This window comes from Pseudomonas cichorii (assembly GCF_018343775.1).
GTDB classification, from domain to species: domain Bacteria; phylum Pseudomonadota; class Gammaproteobacteria; order Pseudomonadales; family Pseudomonadaceae; genus Aquipseudomonas; species Aquipseudomonas cichorii.
Window position 1 is genome coordinate 5734692 of the sequence record NZ_CP074349.1, and the last position, 13898, is coordinate 5748589.

16 protein-coding genes are annotated in these 13898 nt (G+C 57.5%); 8 read left to right on the top strand and 8 right to left on the bottom strand.

Annotated features, from left to right (window positions below; translation table 11 throughout):
• Nucleotides 1-235: 235 nt before the first annotated feature.
• The 3 genes from KGD89_RS24755 to KGD89_RS24765 all read left to right on the top strand — a co-directional run bounded on the left by KGD89_RS24755 (nucleotide 236) and on the right by KGD89_RS24765 (nucleotide 2391).
• A complete protein-coding gene (locus KGD89_RS24755; protein ID WP_025262417.1) occupies nucleotides 236-682 on the top strand; it encodes a hypothetical protein in 447 nt (148 codons plus the stop codon).
• 126 nt (nucleotides 683-808) lie between these two features.
• Nucleotides 809-1531, top strand: a complete 723-nt coding sequence (locus tag KGD89_RS24760) for a hypothetical protein (RefSeq protein WP_025262418.1) — start codon at nucleotides 809-811, stop codon at nucleotides 1529-1531.
• 263 nt (nucleotides 1532-1794) lie between these two features.
• The gene (locus KGD89_RS24765) at nucleotides 1795-2391 is read left to right on the top strand and encodes a hypothetical protein (RefSeq protein ID WP_051427795.1); all 597 of its coding nucleotides are present in this window, start codon (nucleotides 1795-1797) and stop codon (nucleotides 2389-2391) included.
• A 19-nt stretch (nucleotides 2392-2410) separates the two neighbouring features.
• Here KGD89_RS24765 and KGD89_RS24770 read toward each other — a convergent pair whose 3' ends face one another.
• A complete protein-coding gene (locus KGD89_RS24770) occupies nucleotides 2411-3292 on the bottom strand; it encodes an alpha/beta fold hydrolase (protein ID WP_025262420.1) in 882 nt (293 codons plus the stop codon).
• 274 nt (nucleotides 3293-3566) lie between these two features.
• Here KGD89_RS24770 and KGD89_RS24775 point away from each other — a divergent pair, with 274 nt between their 5' ends.
• Complete coding sequence (locus tag KGD89_RS24775; RefSeq protein WP_025262421.1) at nucleotides 3567-4469, top strand: LysR substrate-binding domain-containing protein; 903 nt, start codon at nucleotides 3567-3569, stop codon at nucleotides 4467-4469.
• 72 nt (nucleotides 4470-4541) lie between these two features.
• On the opposite strand, the gene KGD89_RS24780 is transcribed toward KGD89_RS24775, so the two are convergent.
• The 4 genes from KGD89_RS24780 to KGD89_RS24795 form a co-directional block, all read right to left on the bottom strand.
• Nucleotides 4542-4754, bottom strand: a complete 213-nt coding sequence (locus KGD89_RS24780; protein ID WP_025262422.1) for a DUF6124 family protein — start codon at nucleotides 4752-4754, stop codon at nucleotides 4542-4544.
• Between the two features lie 554 nt (nucleotides 4755-5308).
• Nucleotides 5309-6853, bottom strand: coding sequence for a phosphoenolpyruvate carboxykinase (locus KGD89_RS24785; RefSeq protein WP_025262423.1), 1545 nt, complete (start codon nucleotides 6851-6853; stop codon nucleotides 5309-5311).
• A 179-nt stretch (nucleotides 6854-7032) separates the two neighbouring features.
• A complete protein-coding gene (gene hslO, locus KGD89_RS24790) occupies nucleotides 7033-7935 on the bottom strand; it encodes an Hsp33 family molecular chaperone HslO (RefSeq protein ID WP_025262424.1) in 903 nt (300 codons plus the stop codon).
• A gap of 148 nt (nucleotides 7936-8083) precedes the next feature.
• Nucleotides 8084-8494: an RNA-binding S4 domain-containing protein gene (locus KGD89_RS24795; protein WP_025262425.1), complete on the bottom strand. Its 411-nt coding sequence runs from the start codon at nucleotides 8492-8494 to the stop codon at nucleotides 8084-8086.
• Between the two features lie 176 nt (nucleotides 8495-8670).
• On the opposite strand from KGD89_RS24795, the gene rimA reads away from it, so the two are divergent.
• Genes rimA through rimK form a run of 3 tightly spaced genes read left to right on the top strand, consistent with a single transcriptional unit; the run spans nucleotide 8671 to nucleotide 10848 of the window.
• Nucleotides 8671-9453: a S6 modification regulatory phosphodiesterase RimA gene (gene rimA, locus KGD89_RS24800; protein ID WP_025262426.1), complete on the top strand. Its 783-nt coding sequence runs from the start codon at nucleotides 8671-8673 to the stop codon at nucleotides 9451-9453.
• Nucleotides 9454-9469: 16 nt separating this feature from the next.
• Nucleotides 9470-9946: a retropepsin-like aspartic endopeptidase RimB gene (rimB, locus tag KGD89_RS24805; protein ID WP_025262427.1), complete on the top strand. Its 477-nt coding sequence runs from the start codon at nucleotides 9470-9472 to the stop codon at nucleotides 9944-9946.
• The gene (rimK, locus tag KGD89_RS24810) at nucleotides 9943-10848 is read left to right on the top strand and encodes a 30S ribosomal protein S6--L-glutamate ligase (protein ID WP_025262428.1); all 906 of its coding nucleotides are present in this window, start codon (nucleotides 9943-9945) and stop codon (nucleotides 10846-10848) included. The genes rimB and rimK overlap by 4 nt, the downstream gene beginning before the upstream one ends.
• Before the next feature lie 56 nt (nucleotides 10849-10904).
• Here rimK and secB read toward each other — a convergent pair whose 3' ends face one another.
• The 3 genes from secB to KGD89_RS24825 are packed head-to-tail and all read right to left on the bottom strand — an operon-like array spanning nucleotide 10905 to nucleotide 12097.
• The gene (secB, locus tag KGD89_RS24815) at nucleotides 10905-11390 is read right to left on the bottom strand and encodes a protein-export chaperone SecB (RefSeq protein ID WP_025262429.1); all 486 of its coding nucleotides are present in this window, start codon (nucleotides 11388-11390) and stop codon (nucleotides 10905-10907) included.
• Between the two features lie 37 nt (nucleotides 11391-11427).
• Nucleotides 11428-11682 (bottom strand): glutaredoxin 3, encoded by a 255-nt coding sequence (gene grxC / locus KGD89_RS24820; protein ID WP_025262430.1) that lies wholly within the window; start codon nucleotides 11680-11682, stop codon nucleotides 11428-11430.
• A gap of 1 nt (nucleotide 11683) precedes the next feature.
• On the bottom strand, nucleotides 11684-12097 hold the full coding sequence (locus tag KGD89_RS24825; RefSeq protein WP_025262431.1) for a rhodanese-like domain-containing protein: 414 nt from the start codon (nucleotides 12095-12097) through the stop codon (nucleotides 11684-11686).
• Nucleotides 12098-12243: 146 nt separating this feature from the next.
• On the opposite strand from KGD89_RS24825, the gene gpmI reads away from it, so the two are divergent.
• Nucleotides 12244-13776 (top strand): 2,3-bisphosphoglycerate-independent phosphoglycerate mutase, encoded by a 1533-nt coding sequence (gene gpmI / locus KGD89_RS24830; protein WP_025262432.1) that lies wholly within the window; start codon nucleotides 12244-12246, stop codon nucleotides 13774-13776.
• Nucleotides 13777-13898 lie beyond the last annotated feature (122 nt).

Genomic DNA, 13898 nt, shown 5'->3' on the forward strand with positions numbered 1-13898 from the left:
TGTATTGTCCATGATACAAACCCTGCCGTGGATAGAGTGATGCTGAGTATTCATATCAGTATCGGCACAGGGAAATGTGCATGTTTTATTGCCCGCTGGTTACCCCGCACTCTTCTCGCCTCTGCATCCATACTTGTAACACCATGAAAACCCGGCATGACGGCGGGCCATCGCTTTATTTTCATACGCACCTACAACAAGAAGTTGACACTTTTACTCAAGGAGCTTTACTGCTATGAAACTTTCAAAACTGCTGTTGTCCTCTCTTGCACTGGCCACAATGGCTGTCGCTGCAACCGCACAGGCGGGTCCACCGGTTACTGTGACATTCAAGAACCTGGGAACCGAGCCTGCTGAATACAAGATCGTCACCACCAATGAAAGATCGACTCAGTTGAATGCAAAAGACTCGATCCGCCCAGTGGTCCAGGCTGGCGACTCCAATACCTATGTTGTGCAAACCGCTTTGCCCGACTCAGGCTATGCCAGCGTTCGCTACACCATGGGAACAAAGGTCTGTGTATTTTCAACGACCTTCATCAACGCCATTTCAACGGGCGGCGTGAAAGTCCCACGATGGACCCGCACAGCAACGCCTAGCGGCGGTGCCGTCTGCACAGCCACCTCAGGTGTCACCAACCTGTCCACCTACGCCTGGTCTGCCGAATTCACCATGAAATAAGGCTGTACACGTGTGCATCAGTGCCTGATGCACACGCGCCGGCGATAAAAACTAAAGCTTGCGCCTCCCAGGCCGACACAATGACGATAGAACCACGGATAGGGCCCACGCTGCGAGGAAGCACATATGATCGATACCAACTCCATCTCGGCTTTTCTTGCCAGCAACACGATCAAGACCGTCGCCAAAACGGCTTCCGTGTCCCCTGTCACTGTCAACCCGAAAGAGCTGTCTTCAACCACGGCAAACACGGATACAGCAACACTCTCAACACTGGCCAAACAGCTGAATGACAGTGCCGCTCGCGCAGAGTCTCGCGACTCGACACTGAGCAGCAAAGAGCTGGGAAAACTGGCCACCAGCATCATTTATAAAATTGCGGGCACCGAATACTACGAGAATCGGGAAATTCACGATGCCGAAGTTCCGGACACCGATGATCCCGAACTCCTGGAAAGAGCCAAACAGGCGACACAATTCAAAAACGGTACAGGCGCAAACCCTTTTGCCAGTTTGTCCCAGGATCAGTTGCGGTTAATCATCTACGATGAAAGCGGTGATTACACCATCAACGAACGAAATGCAGCCTTCTCCGAAAACTATGACCGCGAGGAACTATGGAGCCAGGCCATTGCAAAAAAATACGTAGATGAATACAACGAAACCGGCAAGAGCACCCACACGCTGATCGAAATGCTCGCGCATTACAACGACCTGCCGCCGATAGAAAAAGCACAATATCCAAGTAACTATGCGGCCAATCTGACATCGGGCGACAGTTCGGCTCTGGCTATTTTCAATAGCGGGAAGAACAGTGCAGCCAGCGCATCGGACACTAAAGCAGTCTAAGCAGGCAATCATGCATACAGGCACATTGCCTGTACCGGTTTCATGTAATGAACGTTAGCTAACACTGGCAAACGGCATCCATCCCGTTTACGCTCTCGACTCAGCGCACGGGACGCGCAACTCAGTGAATGGATGCCATGCAAGACAAACGCAACTCATACGAGCACTTCAGTGCCGATGAGGAAGACGCGACGCATTACGTGCGACGCCACCCATCGAACTTTTCGACGTTCTACCGCAACCTGTTGGCCTTGCTCATATTCATGGCCCTGAGCAGCTATGGCGTACTGTATTACAGCGGTGTCTTGCGGCTGATCGCGAACAATTCCGCCTCGCCCCCGATTCACAAGGTCACGCAGACTACTGCCTCTACCGCGCCCGCTCAAACCTCACAACGCCCTCAACCGCTGGCCGATTGCATAGGCCCGGACAATGTCATCGACGAAGCCGTTGCAACCTGCCGCTTTGGCCAATTCCCCCGGGCGACCCAAAACCATGAGGCCCAGGGCATGGTGTCCGACAGGTTCATGGCGCAATACATGGCCGACCAGCAAGCGCCACAAGCCGGACGCGCCAGCGTGGAAAGCGTCGAATGGGCGACTGTGAACCAATGGGATAAAAAGCGCACCTACCGGGCGGTCTGGAGCATCACCGACAACCGCATTGAAGGCAGCAGCGTCTGCACCAACTGGCCCAGAGGCTCGATCGAATACCGCGAATGCCGAAAAGGCGCGAAGGTGTATTTCAGAGAGCAATGCAAAAGCTGGAGCCGGCAATGGGACCGAAGCCATGCCGGCTCAAGCAAGGCTGCGCAGCAACGTTATTGCAGCGCAGGTGAAGGGTTCAATCCGTTGGGGTGAGCCCTGTTATTGCGGCGTGTCAGGCTTTCAGCTTTCGTGAAAGGAAATCGCGAATGTACCCGGCAACCTCCGGAGCGTGGGTTTCCAGAGCGAAGTGTCCTGCGTCCAGAAGATGAACTTCGGCAGTCGGAATATCCTTACGATACGCCTCGGCTCCTGGCGGGATAAAGGCCGGATCATGCTTGCCCCAGACAGCCAGCAATGGCGGCTGGTGTTTGCGCAAATACTGCTGAAATGCCGGATAGGCTGCCACGTTGCTACGATAGTCGAGTATCAGATCGAGCTGAATCTCTTCCGCGCCCGGCCGCGCCATGTAAAGGATGTCCAGGTTATAGCCGTCCGGTGACAGTTTTCTCGGATCGGAGCCCGTTCCATATTGCCAGTCACGGATCGTTTCCGGCGATAACGAAGCACGGCATGCCTCACGATTGGCCGCCGTCGGTTCGCGCCAATAGGATTGCCAAGCCCCCCATTGATCGCTGAAGCCTTCCATGTAGGCATTTCCGTTCTGACTGATGATGGCCGTGACTTTTTCAGGATTGGCGACGGCAAGACGCAGGCCTGTGGGCGCGCCGTAATCGAAAATGTAGAGGCTGTATTTCTTCAGATCCAGAGCCTGGGTAAAGCCTTCGATTACCTTGTAGAGGTTTTCAAAGGTGTAATCAAACTGACCGCGCGGTGGTGCTTTGGTGTTACCGAAACCTGGCAGGTCTGGCGCGATCACGCGGTACTGACTTGCCAGCAACGGCATCAGGTTACGGAACATGTGGCTGGATGTCGGGAAGCCGTGCAACAGCAACAACACCGGCGCATCCTTGGGGCCGGCTTCGCGATAGAACACCTCGACCTCGCCAACCTTTTGTGTTTTGAACGTAATACGGAAGGCATCATCAACGGGCAAAGCGCTTTTTCTGGAAGCAGAACCTTGAGCGGTAGCTCCGGCAGCACCTGCCGCCGAAACGACAAGCGCCGAAGCAGCCCCCACTGCCGATGCCATGAGGATTTTGCGCCGGCTGACATCCAGCGTGTCACTGCCCGTCCGGGAGTTGGAATGGTTCATGGTTAAACCTCAACAGAATGGAATTGAGGTCCATACTAGGCATTGCGTAATTCGCAGAGAATGACCACGTACGTCAATTCACTGTTGCAGAGACTGCAATACCGACAGGAAAACTATGGACCGAATTCAGGAAATGACCCTTTTCTCCGCTGTGGCGGAGCAATCCAGCTTCGCCAGCGTGGCTCGCCATTTCGGTCTTTCTACCGCCACGGTGACTCGTGCAATCGCTCAACTGGAAAGCCGCCTGGGAGTTCTGCTGGTCGTGCGCACAACCCGCAGCCTGCGCCTTACGGAAGCAGGACAACGCTTTGCCACAGACTGCCGTCGGTTGCTTGCAGACCTCGATGAAGCGCAAAGCGCAGCGGCAGGTGTCCACACGACTCCCAGCGGTCTGCTGACGGTCACGGCACCGCAGATGTTTGGCGCGTTGCACGTCACGCCGGTGCTGACTCGCTTCCTTGACCAGCACCCCACCGTAGACATCCGCGCCATCCTGGTGGATCGAGTCGTCCACATGCTGGATGAAGGCGTCGACGTGGCCATACGAATCGGTGCCCTGCCCGATTCGTCACTGACCGCTATCCCCGTAGGCAGCGTGCGGCGCATGGTCTGTGCATCCACAGCCTATCTGTCGGCACATGGCACACCGCAACACCCGGACGATCTGCGGCGACATTCGACCATTTCAACATCCGCTTCCGAACGCCCACCCAAATGGGCTTTCCGGGTCGATGGGCGCGACCACTCAGTAGACGTCGGCTCAAGGCTGCACCTGACGTCCTTCAACGCAGCCATCAGCGCAATGATGCAGAACTGGGGGCTGACTCAGGTGCCGTCGTACCAGATACGCGAGTGTCTGCAGGATGGGAGCATCGAATGCGTGCTGGAAGCGTTTGAAATCGCCCCGGAACCCGTACACGTGGTCTATCTGGAAGGCCGTCGCGGCTCATCCAAAGTACGCGCCTTCGTAGACTTCTGCGTCGAGGCTCTGAGGCAGGATCTGGGGTTTGAGCGCTGAAGGGGTTCGCGACTGAAGTCGCTCCTACGAATTTTCGGCGGTTCGGTAGGAGCGAATTCATTCGCGAACGCATCAGACCCCAACCTCAATCTTTTCCAGAGATCGCTCGACCAGCGCATTGGCCATCTCCACCAGATAGATCACCGAAAACGCCAGATCACGCTTCTGGCCGCTGAGCTGGTCACCGGTTTCATAGGCGGCGGCTGAGGCACTGCGCAAGAGGTCGGAAACCCGCAGGAGGGTTTCTTCGAGTTTGATGGGTGGATCGGGGGTTACTTTTAACATGGACTTCTCCCTGCGATGAACGGGAGCCAGCTTTTGTCGTTCTCACACGACAAAGGGTGGCAGCTGTGTACAGGGTGAGAAACCGGTGCAGGGTAACCCGGCCAGACCGAAGTCTGCCCGTACACAGCCGCCATAGAGCACGCCGAAAGACGACGAACAATTGACTGCTCATTACCCAAACAAACGGGTTCTCACACCCGGTCGCTGATTTTGCAGCGACGGGACGCAGCCTAGTTCCCGGATCTGGCAGGCACAAGCGGGTTGGATTGTCAGGGAAGTTTCACGCAGAAGATACGGATGGGTCTTTCGGAATCGTCACATTTTTTGAGCCAACCCACCGTGGGAGGGAGCGTGCTCGCGACGAGGCCGGTGAATTCAGCACACATTTCAGCACCCGAAAGATGGCTTCGCGGCTGAAGCCACGCCTACCGGTTTACGGTGATTCTGTGAATACTTTCATTGCCCAGTCGCGAGCACGCTCCCTCCCACGGACACTCGCTTCACCCAAATAAAAAACCGCCCCGAAGGGCGGTTCTCTGTGCAGCTAAACCGAATTACAACTTCGGACCGGCAGCCTTGATGGCGTCGCTCACGTCGAACTTCTTGAAGTTCTCGATGAACAGACCAGCCAGGCCTTTGGCGGCTTCGTCGTAAGCCGCTTTGTCAGCCCAGGTGTTGCGTGGGTTCAGCAGGCCGGTTTCAACGCCCGGTACCGACTTCGGTACGTCGAGGTTGATGGTGTCCAGGTGTTCGGTTTCTGCGCCGATCAGCGCGCCGCTCTGGATGGCTGCAATCACACCACGGGTGGTCGGGATGTTGAAGCGTTTGCCGACGCCGTAGCCGCCGCCGGTCCAGCCGGTGTTGACCAGGTAGACCTTGGAGCCGAAGCCGCGGATGCGCTTGATCAGCAGCTCGGCGTATTCGCCAGCCGGACGCGGGAAGAACGGTGCGCCGAAGCAGGTGGAGAAGGTGGACTTGATGCCAGCGCCCGAACCCATTTCGGTGGAGCCAACCAGTGCGGTGTAACCCGACAGGAAGTGGTAGGCAGCCTGTTCTTCGCTGAGGATCGACACAGGCGGCAGTACGCCGGTCAGGTCGCAGGTCAGGAAGATCACAGCGTTTGGCTCGCCGCCCAGGTTCAGCGGTGCGCGTTTTTCGATCAGTTCACGCGGGTAGGCCGCGCGGCTGTTCTGGGTCAGGCTGTCGTCGGCGTAGTCGGCTTTCTTGGTGACCGGGTCCAGAACGACGTTTTCCAGTACGGCGCCGTGCTGGATGGCTTTCCAGATCACAGGCTCGTTCTTCTCGGACAGGTCGATGCACTTGGCATAGCAACCGCCTTCGATGTTGAACACAACGCCCACGCCCCAGCCGTGTTCGTCGTCGCCGATCAGGTAGCGGCTTTCGTCAGCGGACAGGGTGGTCTTGCCAGTGCCGGACAGGCCGAAGAACAGGGTCACGTCGCCCTCTTCGCCCATGTTGGCCGCACAGTGCATCGGCAGAACGTCGACTGCTGGCAGCAGGAAGTTCTGTACCGAGAACAGGGCTTTCTTCATTTCGCCGGCGTAGCGCATGCCAGCGATCAGCACTTTCTTGGCGGCGAAGTTGATGATGACGGTGCCATCGGAGTTGGTGCCGTCGCGCTCTGGTTCGCAGACGAACCATGGAGCGTTCTGGATCTGCCACTCGTCCTTCTCGGCCGGGTTGTACTGCTCAGGGTTAATGAACAGGCAACGGCCAAACAGGTTGTGCCATGCAGTCTCGGTGGTCATCTTGACTGGCAGGTAGTGCGCAGGATCGGAACCTACATGAACGTGGGAAACGAAACGCTCGCGCTCGCTCAGGTAGGCCGCAACGCGGTCCCACAGAGCATCGAATTTGTCAGCCGGGAACTTGCGGTTGATCGTGCCCCAGGCGATTGCGTCCTGAGTGCTCGGCTCTTCAACGATGAAACGATCGGCTGGCGAGCGGCCAGTGCGATGGCCTGTTTGCACAACCAGTGCGCCGGTGTCGGAAAGCTCGCCTTCACCACGGGCAAGGGCTTCCTTGACCAGTTCGTCGATGCTCAGATCGGTGTACACAGCGTTGTTTGCTTGCGTCATCAGGGTCCCCGTCGGCCAGTGGCCGAGTGCTTCAAACGGTTTTGTAGTAAAAAAACAACCACTACTACAGCGGAAAAGTGGGCGGGATTATGCCAGAAAAGCCCAAAAATGGTAGGACCCTCCTGTCAGAACCGCATTACAACCGCCCACACGATGTTCTGAGACAGTTTCTCTCGCGATTAGTGGCGCGTGTCAGATGGAGAATCGACACCACCGCCAGCAAACAGCTGGGCGACGTCAGCGGCATCGAACAAATAGCGCTCATTACAGAACTGGCAGTCGATCTCGATCGCGCCTGCATGCTCCTGAACCAGTTGCTGCGCATCCTCCAGACCCAGGCTGACCAGCGCATTGGCGGAACGCTCGCGCGAGCAACTGCACCGGAAGCAGATCGGCTGGATATCGAACAGGCGAACCGGGTCTTCGTGGTACAGGCGATGCAGGATGGTCTGGTTGTCCAGGCCCAGCAATTCCTCGGCCGACAGGGTGCTGGCCAGGGTGATGACATGTTCCCAACTGGCGTCGCGCTCTTCGGGGTCGGTGATCTGTGCCACGGGAAGCTGTTGCAACAATAGACCACGGGCGCGATGTCCGTCGGCCTTGAGCCAGAAGCGGGTGCCAAGCTGCTCGGACATCACGAAGTAGCTGGAGAGGCTTTCCGACAGGTCGACGCCGTCCAGAGCCACGATGCCCTGATAACGCTTGCCCTTCTTCGGGTCCACGGTCAGGGTCAGCGAACCTTCAGGCATCAGGTCTTGCAGGCCGGCGCCCGGAACGATCAGGGATTCGTCATAACGGGCAATGCCGCGCAATTCCCGCTCGCTGGAGCACTCGACCATCAGCAGCGGCACAGCGCCGCTGGAGCGCGCCTGCAGAATCAGCAGGCCGTCGAATTTCAGTGTACCTACCAGCAAGGCAGCAGCGGCCATCAGCTCGCCGAGCAGTTGCGCGACCGGCTCCGGGTAGGGGTGCTTGGCAAGCACTTCGGCGTAACTGCGCTCCAGCGCGACCAGCTCTCCACGAACGTCGCTTTCGTCAAAGATGAAGCGCTGGGTGAAGTCGATGTCCGGTAAATCATGCATAAGAAGAAGGTATCTGAAGGAATGACAATTGATGGCAGTGTCAGGCATCCATGGATGCACTCTGCCATACCGTTGCAGGACATTTTATGGGCTACGGAGCGCTCTTCCAAGCCGGATGGCGATTCGTGCTGATTACTGGCGCACAGTTTCAGTCGCCGTGATTGCTGCCGTGAAACTCGAAAAGCTGGCGACGCTGCTTCTTGGTCGGTCGCCCGTCGGTGGTCACGCTCAGGTTGCCCGCCTTGCGTTGTGCGGCTGCGTGTTCACGTTTTGCGATGCTGTCGGGTGTTTCGCGATACAGGGTTTGTGCCTCGGGCGCGCCACGTCGCACGATGGACAACGCTTCAACCACGACCGTGCGCTCATCGAAACCGGTGCGCACCAGAATCTCGTCACCGATATGAGGCTCCTTGCCTGGCTTGCAACGCTCGCCACGACAATGCACCTTGCCGCTTTCTATAGCCGCCTTGGCCAATGCACGGGTCTTGAAGAAACGCGCCGCCCATAGCCATTTGTCCAGACGAACCTTGTCATCGTCTTCTTCAGTCTTTTTCGCCATGTGAATTCCTCACTCGTGAAACAGTCAGAACTATCGGATTCATTATAGAAAGTGACTGCATGCAGTCGCCGGTCTACGTACACTCCCTGCGCCCTGTCGAACATGAAGCAATCAATCCTTGCGTGTCAAAGCCGGTCAGTGCGAATTTGTTCCCAACCTCAGCATGGAAGAGCGACATGACAGAGTTCCCGACCTCATTGACCGCCCCCAGAAAGGGCTGTGAAGGCTGCACCGGCAGCCCGGAACTGGACTTCTCGTTCGAGTTTGCCTACCAGCCGATCGTGGACCTGCGCGACCAGTCGATATTTGCGCATGAAGCACTGGTCAGAGGCCCCAATGGCGAGGGTGCCTATTCGGTTCTCGACAAGGTCACGGACACCAACCGCTACCGCTTCGACCAGGGCTGTCGCACCAAGGCCATCGCAGGCGCGGCACAACTGGGAATGACCGAGCGTTTATCGATCAACTTCCTGCCCAATGCCGTGTACCGTCCCGAGCTGTGCATCCGCACCACCCTGGAAGCCGCTCGCCAGCACAACTTCCCGCTTGAGAACCTCATATTCGAAACGCTGGAAACCGAGCATGTAAATAACGATGGCCATTTGAGTAATATTTTGCGCGAATATCGCGAATTCGGTTTCATGACCGCCATCGACGATTTCGGCGCCGGCCATGCCGGGCTGACGCTTCTGGCGAACTTCCAGCCCGATCTGATAAAACTCGACATGGATTTGATTCGCAACATCCACCGTGATCGGGCACGTCAGGCTATCGTTCGTGGTGTTGTCACAATGTGTGCGGAGTTGGGCGTTACAGTGATCGCCGAAGGCATCGAACACGCCGAAGAACGGGACTTTCTCGCTGACTGCGGAATTTTCCTGATGCAAGGCTACTGGTTCGCCAGGCCTGCGTTCAAAGCACTGGCCCAGGTTGATCCTGGTGTCTGGAAGACGTCTTGAATCATATGGAATCGCGTTGAAGACATTCGATCATCTGACAGTTGTCGGCCTGCGTGAGTGGGTGGCGCTACCCGATCTGGGGGTAGCGGGCCTGCGGGCAAAAATCGATACCGGCGCAAGCACTTCAAGCCTGCACGCCACCGAGATCGAACCGTTTGAACGCGACGGCCAGAAATGGGTTCGTTTCAATGCCCATCTGGGCACCGTGGTGCAGTTGCGTCATCGCCGATGCGAGGCCCAACTGGTCGCCATGAAAACGATCAAAAGCTCCAATGGCCAGGCGCAGGTTCGCTATGTGATCCGCACCACGCTGGCCCTGGGTGATCGCGTCTGGCCGGTGGAATTCACCCTGGCCTGCCGCAAGTCGATGCGCTATCGGCTGCTATTGGGTTCAAACGCCTTGATCGACGGCCAGCTGGTGGTCAATCCGGGCATTACTTACGTTCAAGAAAAGCCGGTGTTCCCGGCCTCTACTTCCTCAGGTGCTGCATGAAGATCGCTGTGCTTTCGCGTAATCCGCGTCTGTATTCCACCCGTCGTCTGGTCGAAGCTGGTATCGAGCGTGGCCACGAGATGGTGGTGATCGACACCCTGCGCGCCTATATGAACATCGCCAGCCACAAGCCGCAGATCCACTATCGCGGCAAGCCGCTGGAAGGCTTCGATGCGGTCATCCCGCGCATCGGCGCTTCGGTAACGTTCTATGGCTGTGCGGTGTTGCGCCAGTTCGAAATGATGGGCGTGTTCCCGCTCAATGAGTCGGTGGCCATTGCCCGTTCCCGGGACAAGCTGCGCTCGCTGCAATTGCTGTCGCGCCGTGGCATCGGCCTGCCGGTCACCGGTTTTGCCCACTCACCGGATGATATTCCCGACCTGATCCAGATGGTCAACGGCGCACCACTGGTCATCAAGGTGCTCGAAGGCACTCAAGGCATAGGCGTCGTGCTGTGTGAAACAGCGACCGCCGCCGAGTCGGTGATCGAGGCATTCATGGGCCTCAAGCAGGACATCATGGTTCAGGAGTACATAAAGGAAGCGGGCGGCGCGGATATCCGCTGCTTCGTGGTCGGCGACAAGGTCATAGCGTCGATGAAGCGTCAAGCCAAGCCGGGCGAGTTCCGCTCCAACCTGCACCGTGGCGGCAGCGCCAGCCTGATCAAGATCACCCCGCAGGAACGCATGACCGCCCTTCGCGCCGCCAAGGTCATGGGCCTGAGTGTCGCGGGCGTGGATATCCTGCGCTCCAACCATGGTCCGCTGGTCATGGAAGTGAACTCGTCGCCGGGGCTGGAAGGTATCGAAGTGACGACCAGCAAGGACGTGGCCGGCATGATCATCGAGTATCTGGAGAAGAACAGCGGGCCACATATGACGCGGACCAAAGGCAAAGGCTGAGCTTGCTCGCGACAAGACCACATACAAAAAAGCGCCTCGGAAGGCGCTTTTTTTATTTACTGCACGGTTGGCGTTTCGCCGGCTTCCTGCATGCGTTGCAGCTCTTGAGCGTACAGCGCGTCGAAGTTGACCGGGGACAGCATCAGCGCAGGGAACGAGCCACGAACAACCAGGTTGTCGATCGCTTCACGAGCGTAAGGGAACAGCAGGTTCGGGCAGAACGCGCCCAGGGTGTGGCTCAGGGAAGCGTCGTCCAGGCCCTTGATCAGGAAGATACCGGCTTGCTGGACTTCAACGATGAAGGCAACTTCATCACCGTTATTCACCGTCACAGACAGGGTCAGCACCACTTCGTAGAAGTCGCCTTCCAGCGGCTTCTGACGGGTGTTGAGGTCCAGGCTGACGCTTGGAGTCCACTCCTGACGGAAGATTGCCGGGCTTTTCGGTGCTTCGAACGACAGGTCGCGAACATAAATACGCTGCAAGGAAAACTGAGGGGAGTTTTCTTCGTTGGTAACGCCGTTGGTCGATTGCTCGGTCATGTCGAATCCTTATGAAAAATAGGGTGTGAAGTTGAACTCAGTTTTCAAGCCACTGATCGAGCTTACCTGCGCGCTCAAGGGCAAAGAGGTCGTCGCAGCCGCCGACATGCCTGGAACCGATCCAGATCTGCGGTACAGAGGTGCGACCAGCCTTCGCAACCATTTCGGCGCGAACCTGCGGTTTGCCATCGACTCTTATCTCGTTGAAGGCAACTCGCTTGCTTTGCAGCAACTGCTTGGCGCGTGTGCAATAGGGGCAATAGTCGCTGGAGTAGACGATGACTTCAGGCATTTCATTTCACCAAAGGCAAGTTATCGGCGCGCCAGCTGGAAATACCGCCAGACAATTTGGCTGCCTTGAAACCCGACTTCAGAAGCTCGCGGGCTGTGCTGCCTGCATGCTGCCCGAATGCATCGACTATGATCAACGTCTTGTCCTTGTGTTTTTGCAGTTCAGACGTGCGGGTGAGCACTTTGTCCTGCGGAAAATTCAGGGAGCCGACGATATGGCCAGTCGCGAAATCCTTGGTGGAGCGCACGTCGATAACCACGCCCTGGTCGCTGTTGACCAGAGCTGTCAGCTCGCGTGTGCTCAGGCTGCGACCGCCCTTGCTCAATTCATAGGCAATCAGCAGGGCCAGCAGAATGAAGAAAGCACCGGTGATCAGGTAGTGGTTAGTGGCGAATTCAAGCAGATGAGCAACCATCAGTAGGTTCCAGGGCGTTAAAATGTCGGCCAGTATACACAGCACCCAAGGTGCGCCAAAGTCCGTGCGGCAGTGACGTGGTTTGAACTTGCCCCTAAAATGCGGATCTTTTTTGTACTTTCTTTAACCAGCCTCGAGTGGGTTCTATGACTGCCACCCCAAAACCTCTGGTCCTTATCATCCTGGATGGCTTCGGACACAGCGAAAACCCTGAAGGCAACGCCATTCTGGCCGCCAAGATGCCAGTCATGGATCGTCTCTACAAAACCATGCCCCACGGCCTGATTTCAGGTTCGGGCATGGATGTGGGCCTGCCGGACGGGCAGATGGGCAACTCCGAAGTCGGCCATATGAACCTGGGTGCCGGGCGTGTGGTTTATCAGGACTTCACTCGGGTGACCAAGGCCATTCGCGACGGCGAGTTCTTCGAGAACCCGACCATCTGCAAGGCCGTGGACAAGGCCGTTGAAGCCGGCAAGGCCGTTCATATCCTGGGCCTGCTGTCCGATGGCGGCGTTCACAGCCACCAGGATCATCTGGTCGCCATGGCCGAACTGGCAGTAAAACGTGGCGCCGACAAGATCTACCTGCATGCTTTCCTCGATGGCCGCGATACGCCGCCGCGCAGCGCCAAAGGCTCCCTCGAGCTTATGGACGAAGCCTTCGCACGCCTGGGCAAGGGCCGTACGGCGACCATCATTGGTCGTTACTTCGCCATGGACCGCGACAATCGCTGGGACCGCGTATCCACCGCCTACAACCTGATTGTCGACAGCACGGCAGAATTCCAGGCTGAAACCGGCGTTGCCGGGCTGGAAGCGGCCTACGCCCGTGACGAGAACGACGAATTCGTCAAAGCCACCCGCATCGGCGAGCCGGTCAAGGTCGAAGACGGCGATGCCGTGGTCTTCATGAACTTCCGCGCCGACCGTGCCCGTGAGCTGACCCGGGTTTTCGTCGAAGACGATTTCAAGGACTTCGAGCGCGCCCGTCAGCCGAAGGTCAACTACGTGATGCTGACCCAATACGCTGCCAGCATCCCTGCACCATCGGCATTTGCTGCCGGTAGCCTGAAGAACGTGCTGGGCCAGTATCTGGCCGACAACGGCAAGACCCAGCTGCGCATCGCCGAGACCGAAAAATACGCCCACGTGACGTTCTTCTTCTCCGGTGGCCGCGAAGAACCGTTCCCGGGCGAAGAGCGCATTCTGATCCCGTCGCCAAAGGTCGCCACCTACGACCTGCAGCCGGAAATGAGCGCTCCGGAAGTGACCGACAAGATTGTCGACGCCATTGAAAACCAGCGTTATGACGTGATCGTCGTCAACTATGCCAACGGCGACATGGTGGGTCATAGCGGCGTGATGGAAGCGGCGATCAAGGCCGTGGAATGCCTGGACCTGTGCGTCGGCCGCATCACCGAGGCCCTGGAAAAGGTAGGCGGCGAAGCGCTGATTACCGCCGACCACGGCAACGTCGAACAGATGACCGATGACTCCACAGGCCAGGCGCACACCGCGCACACCTCGGAGCCGGTGCCTTTCATCTATTTCGGCAAGCGTCCGTTGAAAGTCCGCGAAGACGGGGTTCTGGCCGATGTCGCGCCGACCCTGCTGCAACTGATGGATCTGGAAAAGCCGCAAGAGATGACCGGCCATTCGATTCTGGTTGCGGAGTAAGCGGCTCTGAACCGGCATTTCGACATCAGGAAATGCCGGTTTTTTGTGTATCAGGCCCCAAAGCAGTGGCTGCGGGGCGTTTTTTTTGTGCCGTATGGCGGGCATACTAGGCCTGTCATTTT

What these genes read in the sequence shown, in the direction of transcription:
- KGD89_RS24755 (WP_025262417.1), top strand. Translation starts at nt 236, where the DNA reads ATGAAACTTTCAAAACTGCTGTTGTCCTCTCTTGCACTGGCCACAATG.
- KGD89_RS24760 (WP_025262418.1), top strand. Translation starts at nt 809, where the DNA reads ATGATCGATACCAACTCCATCTCGGCTTTTCTTGCCAGCAACACGATC.
- KGD89_RS24765 (WP_051427795.1), top strand. Translation starts at nt 1,795, where the DNA reads ATGGCCCTGAGCAGCTATGGCGTACTGTATTACAGCGGTGTCTTGCGG.
- KGD89_RS24775 (WP_025262421.1), top strand. Translation starts at nt 3,567, where the DNA reads ATGGACCGAATTCAGGAAATGACCCTTTTCTCCGCTGTGGCGGAGCAA.
- KGD89_RS24780 (WP_025262422.1), bottom strand. Translation starts at nt 4,754, where the DNA reads ATGTTAAAAGTAACCCCCGATCCACCCATCAAACTCGAAGAAACCCTC.
- KGD89_RS24785 (WP_025262423.1), bottom strand. Translation starts at nt 6,853, where the DNA reads ATGACGCAAGCAAACAACGCTGTGTACACCGATCTGAGCATCGACGAA.
- hslO (WP_025262424.1), bottom strand. Translation starts at nt 7,935, where the DNA reads ATGCATGATTTACCGGACATCGACTTCACCCAGCGCTTCATCTTTGAC.
- KGD89_RS24795 (WP_025262425.1), bottom strand. Translation starts at nt 8,494, where the DNA reads ATGGCGAAAAAGACTGAAGAAGACGATGACAAGGTTCGTCTGGACAAA.
- rimA (WP_025262426.1), top strand. Translation starts at nt 8,671, where the DNA reads ATGACAGAGTTCCCGACCTCATTGACCGCCCCCAGAAAGGGCTGTGAA.
- rimK (WP_025262428.1), top strand. Translation starts at nt 9,943, where the DNA reads ATGAAGATCGCTGTGCTTTCGCGTAATCCGCGTCTGTATTCCACCCGT.
- secB (WP_025262429.1), bottom strand. Translation starts at nt 11,390, where the DNA reads ATGACCGAGCAATCGACCAACGGCGTTACCAACGAAGAAAACTCCCCT.
- grxC (WP_025262430.1), bottom strand. Translation starts at nt 11,682, where the DNA reads ATGCCTGAAGTCATCGTCTACTCCAGCGACTATTGCCCCTATTGCACA.
- KGD89_RS24825 (WP_025262431.1), bottom strand. Translation starts at nt 12,097, where the DNA reads ATGGTTGCTCATCTGCTTGAATTCGCCACTAACCACTACCTGATCACC.
- gpmI (WP_025262432.1), top strand. Translation starts at nt 12,244, where the DNA reads ATGACTGCCACCCCAAAACCTCTGGTCCTTATCATCCTGGATGGCTTC.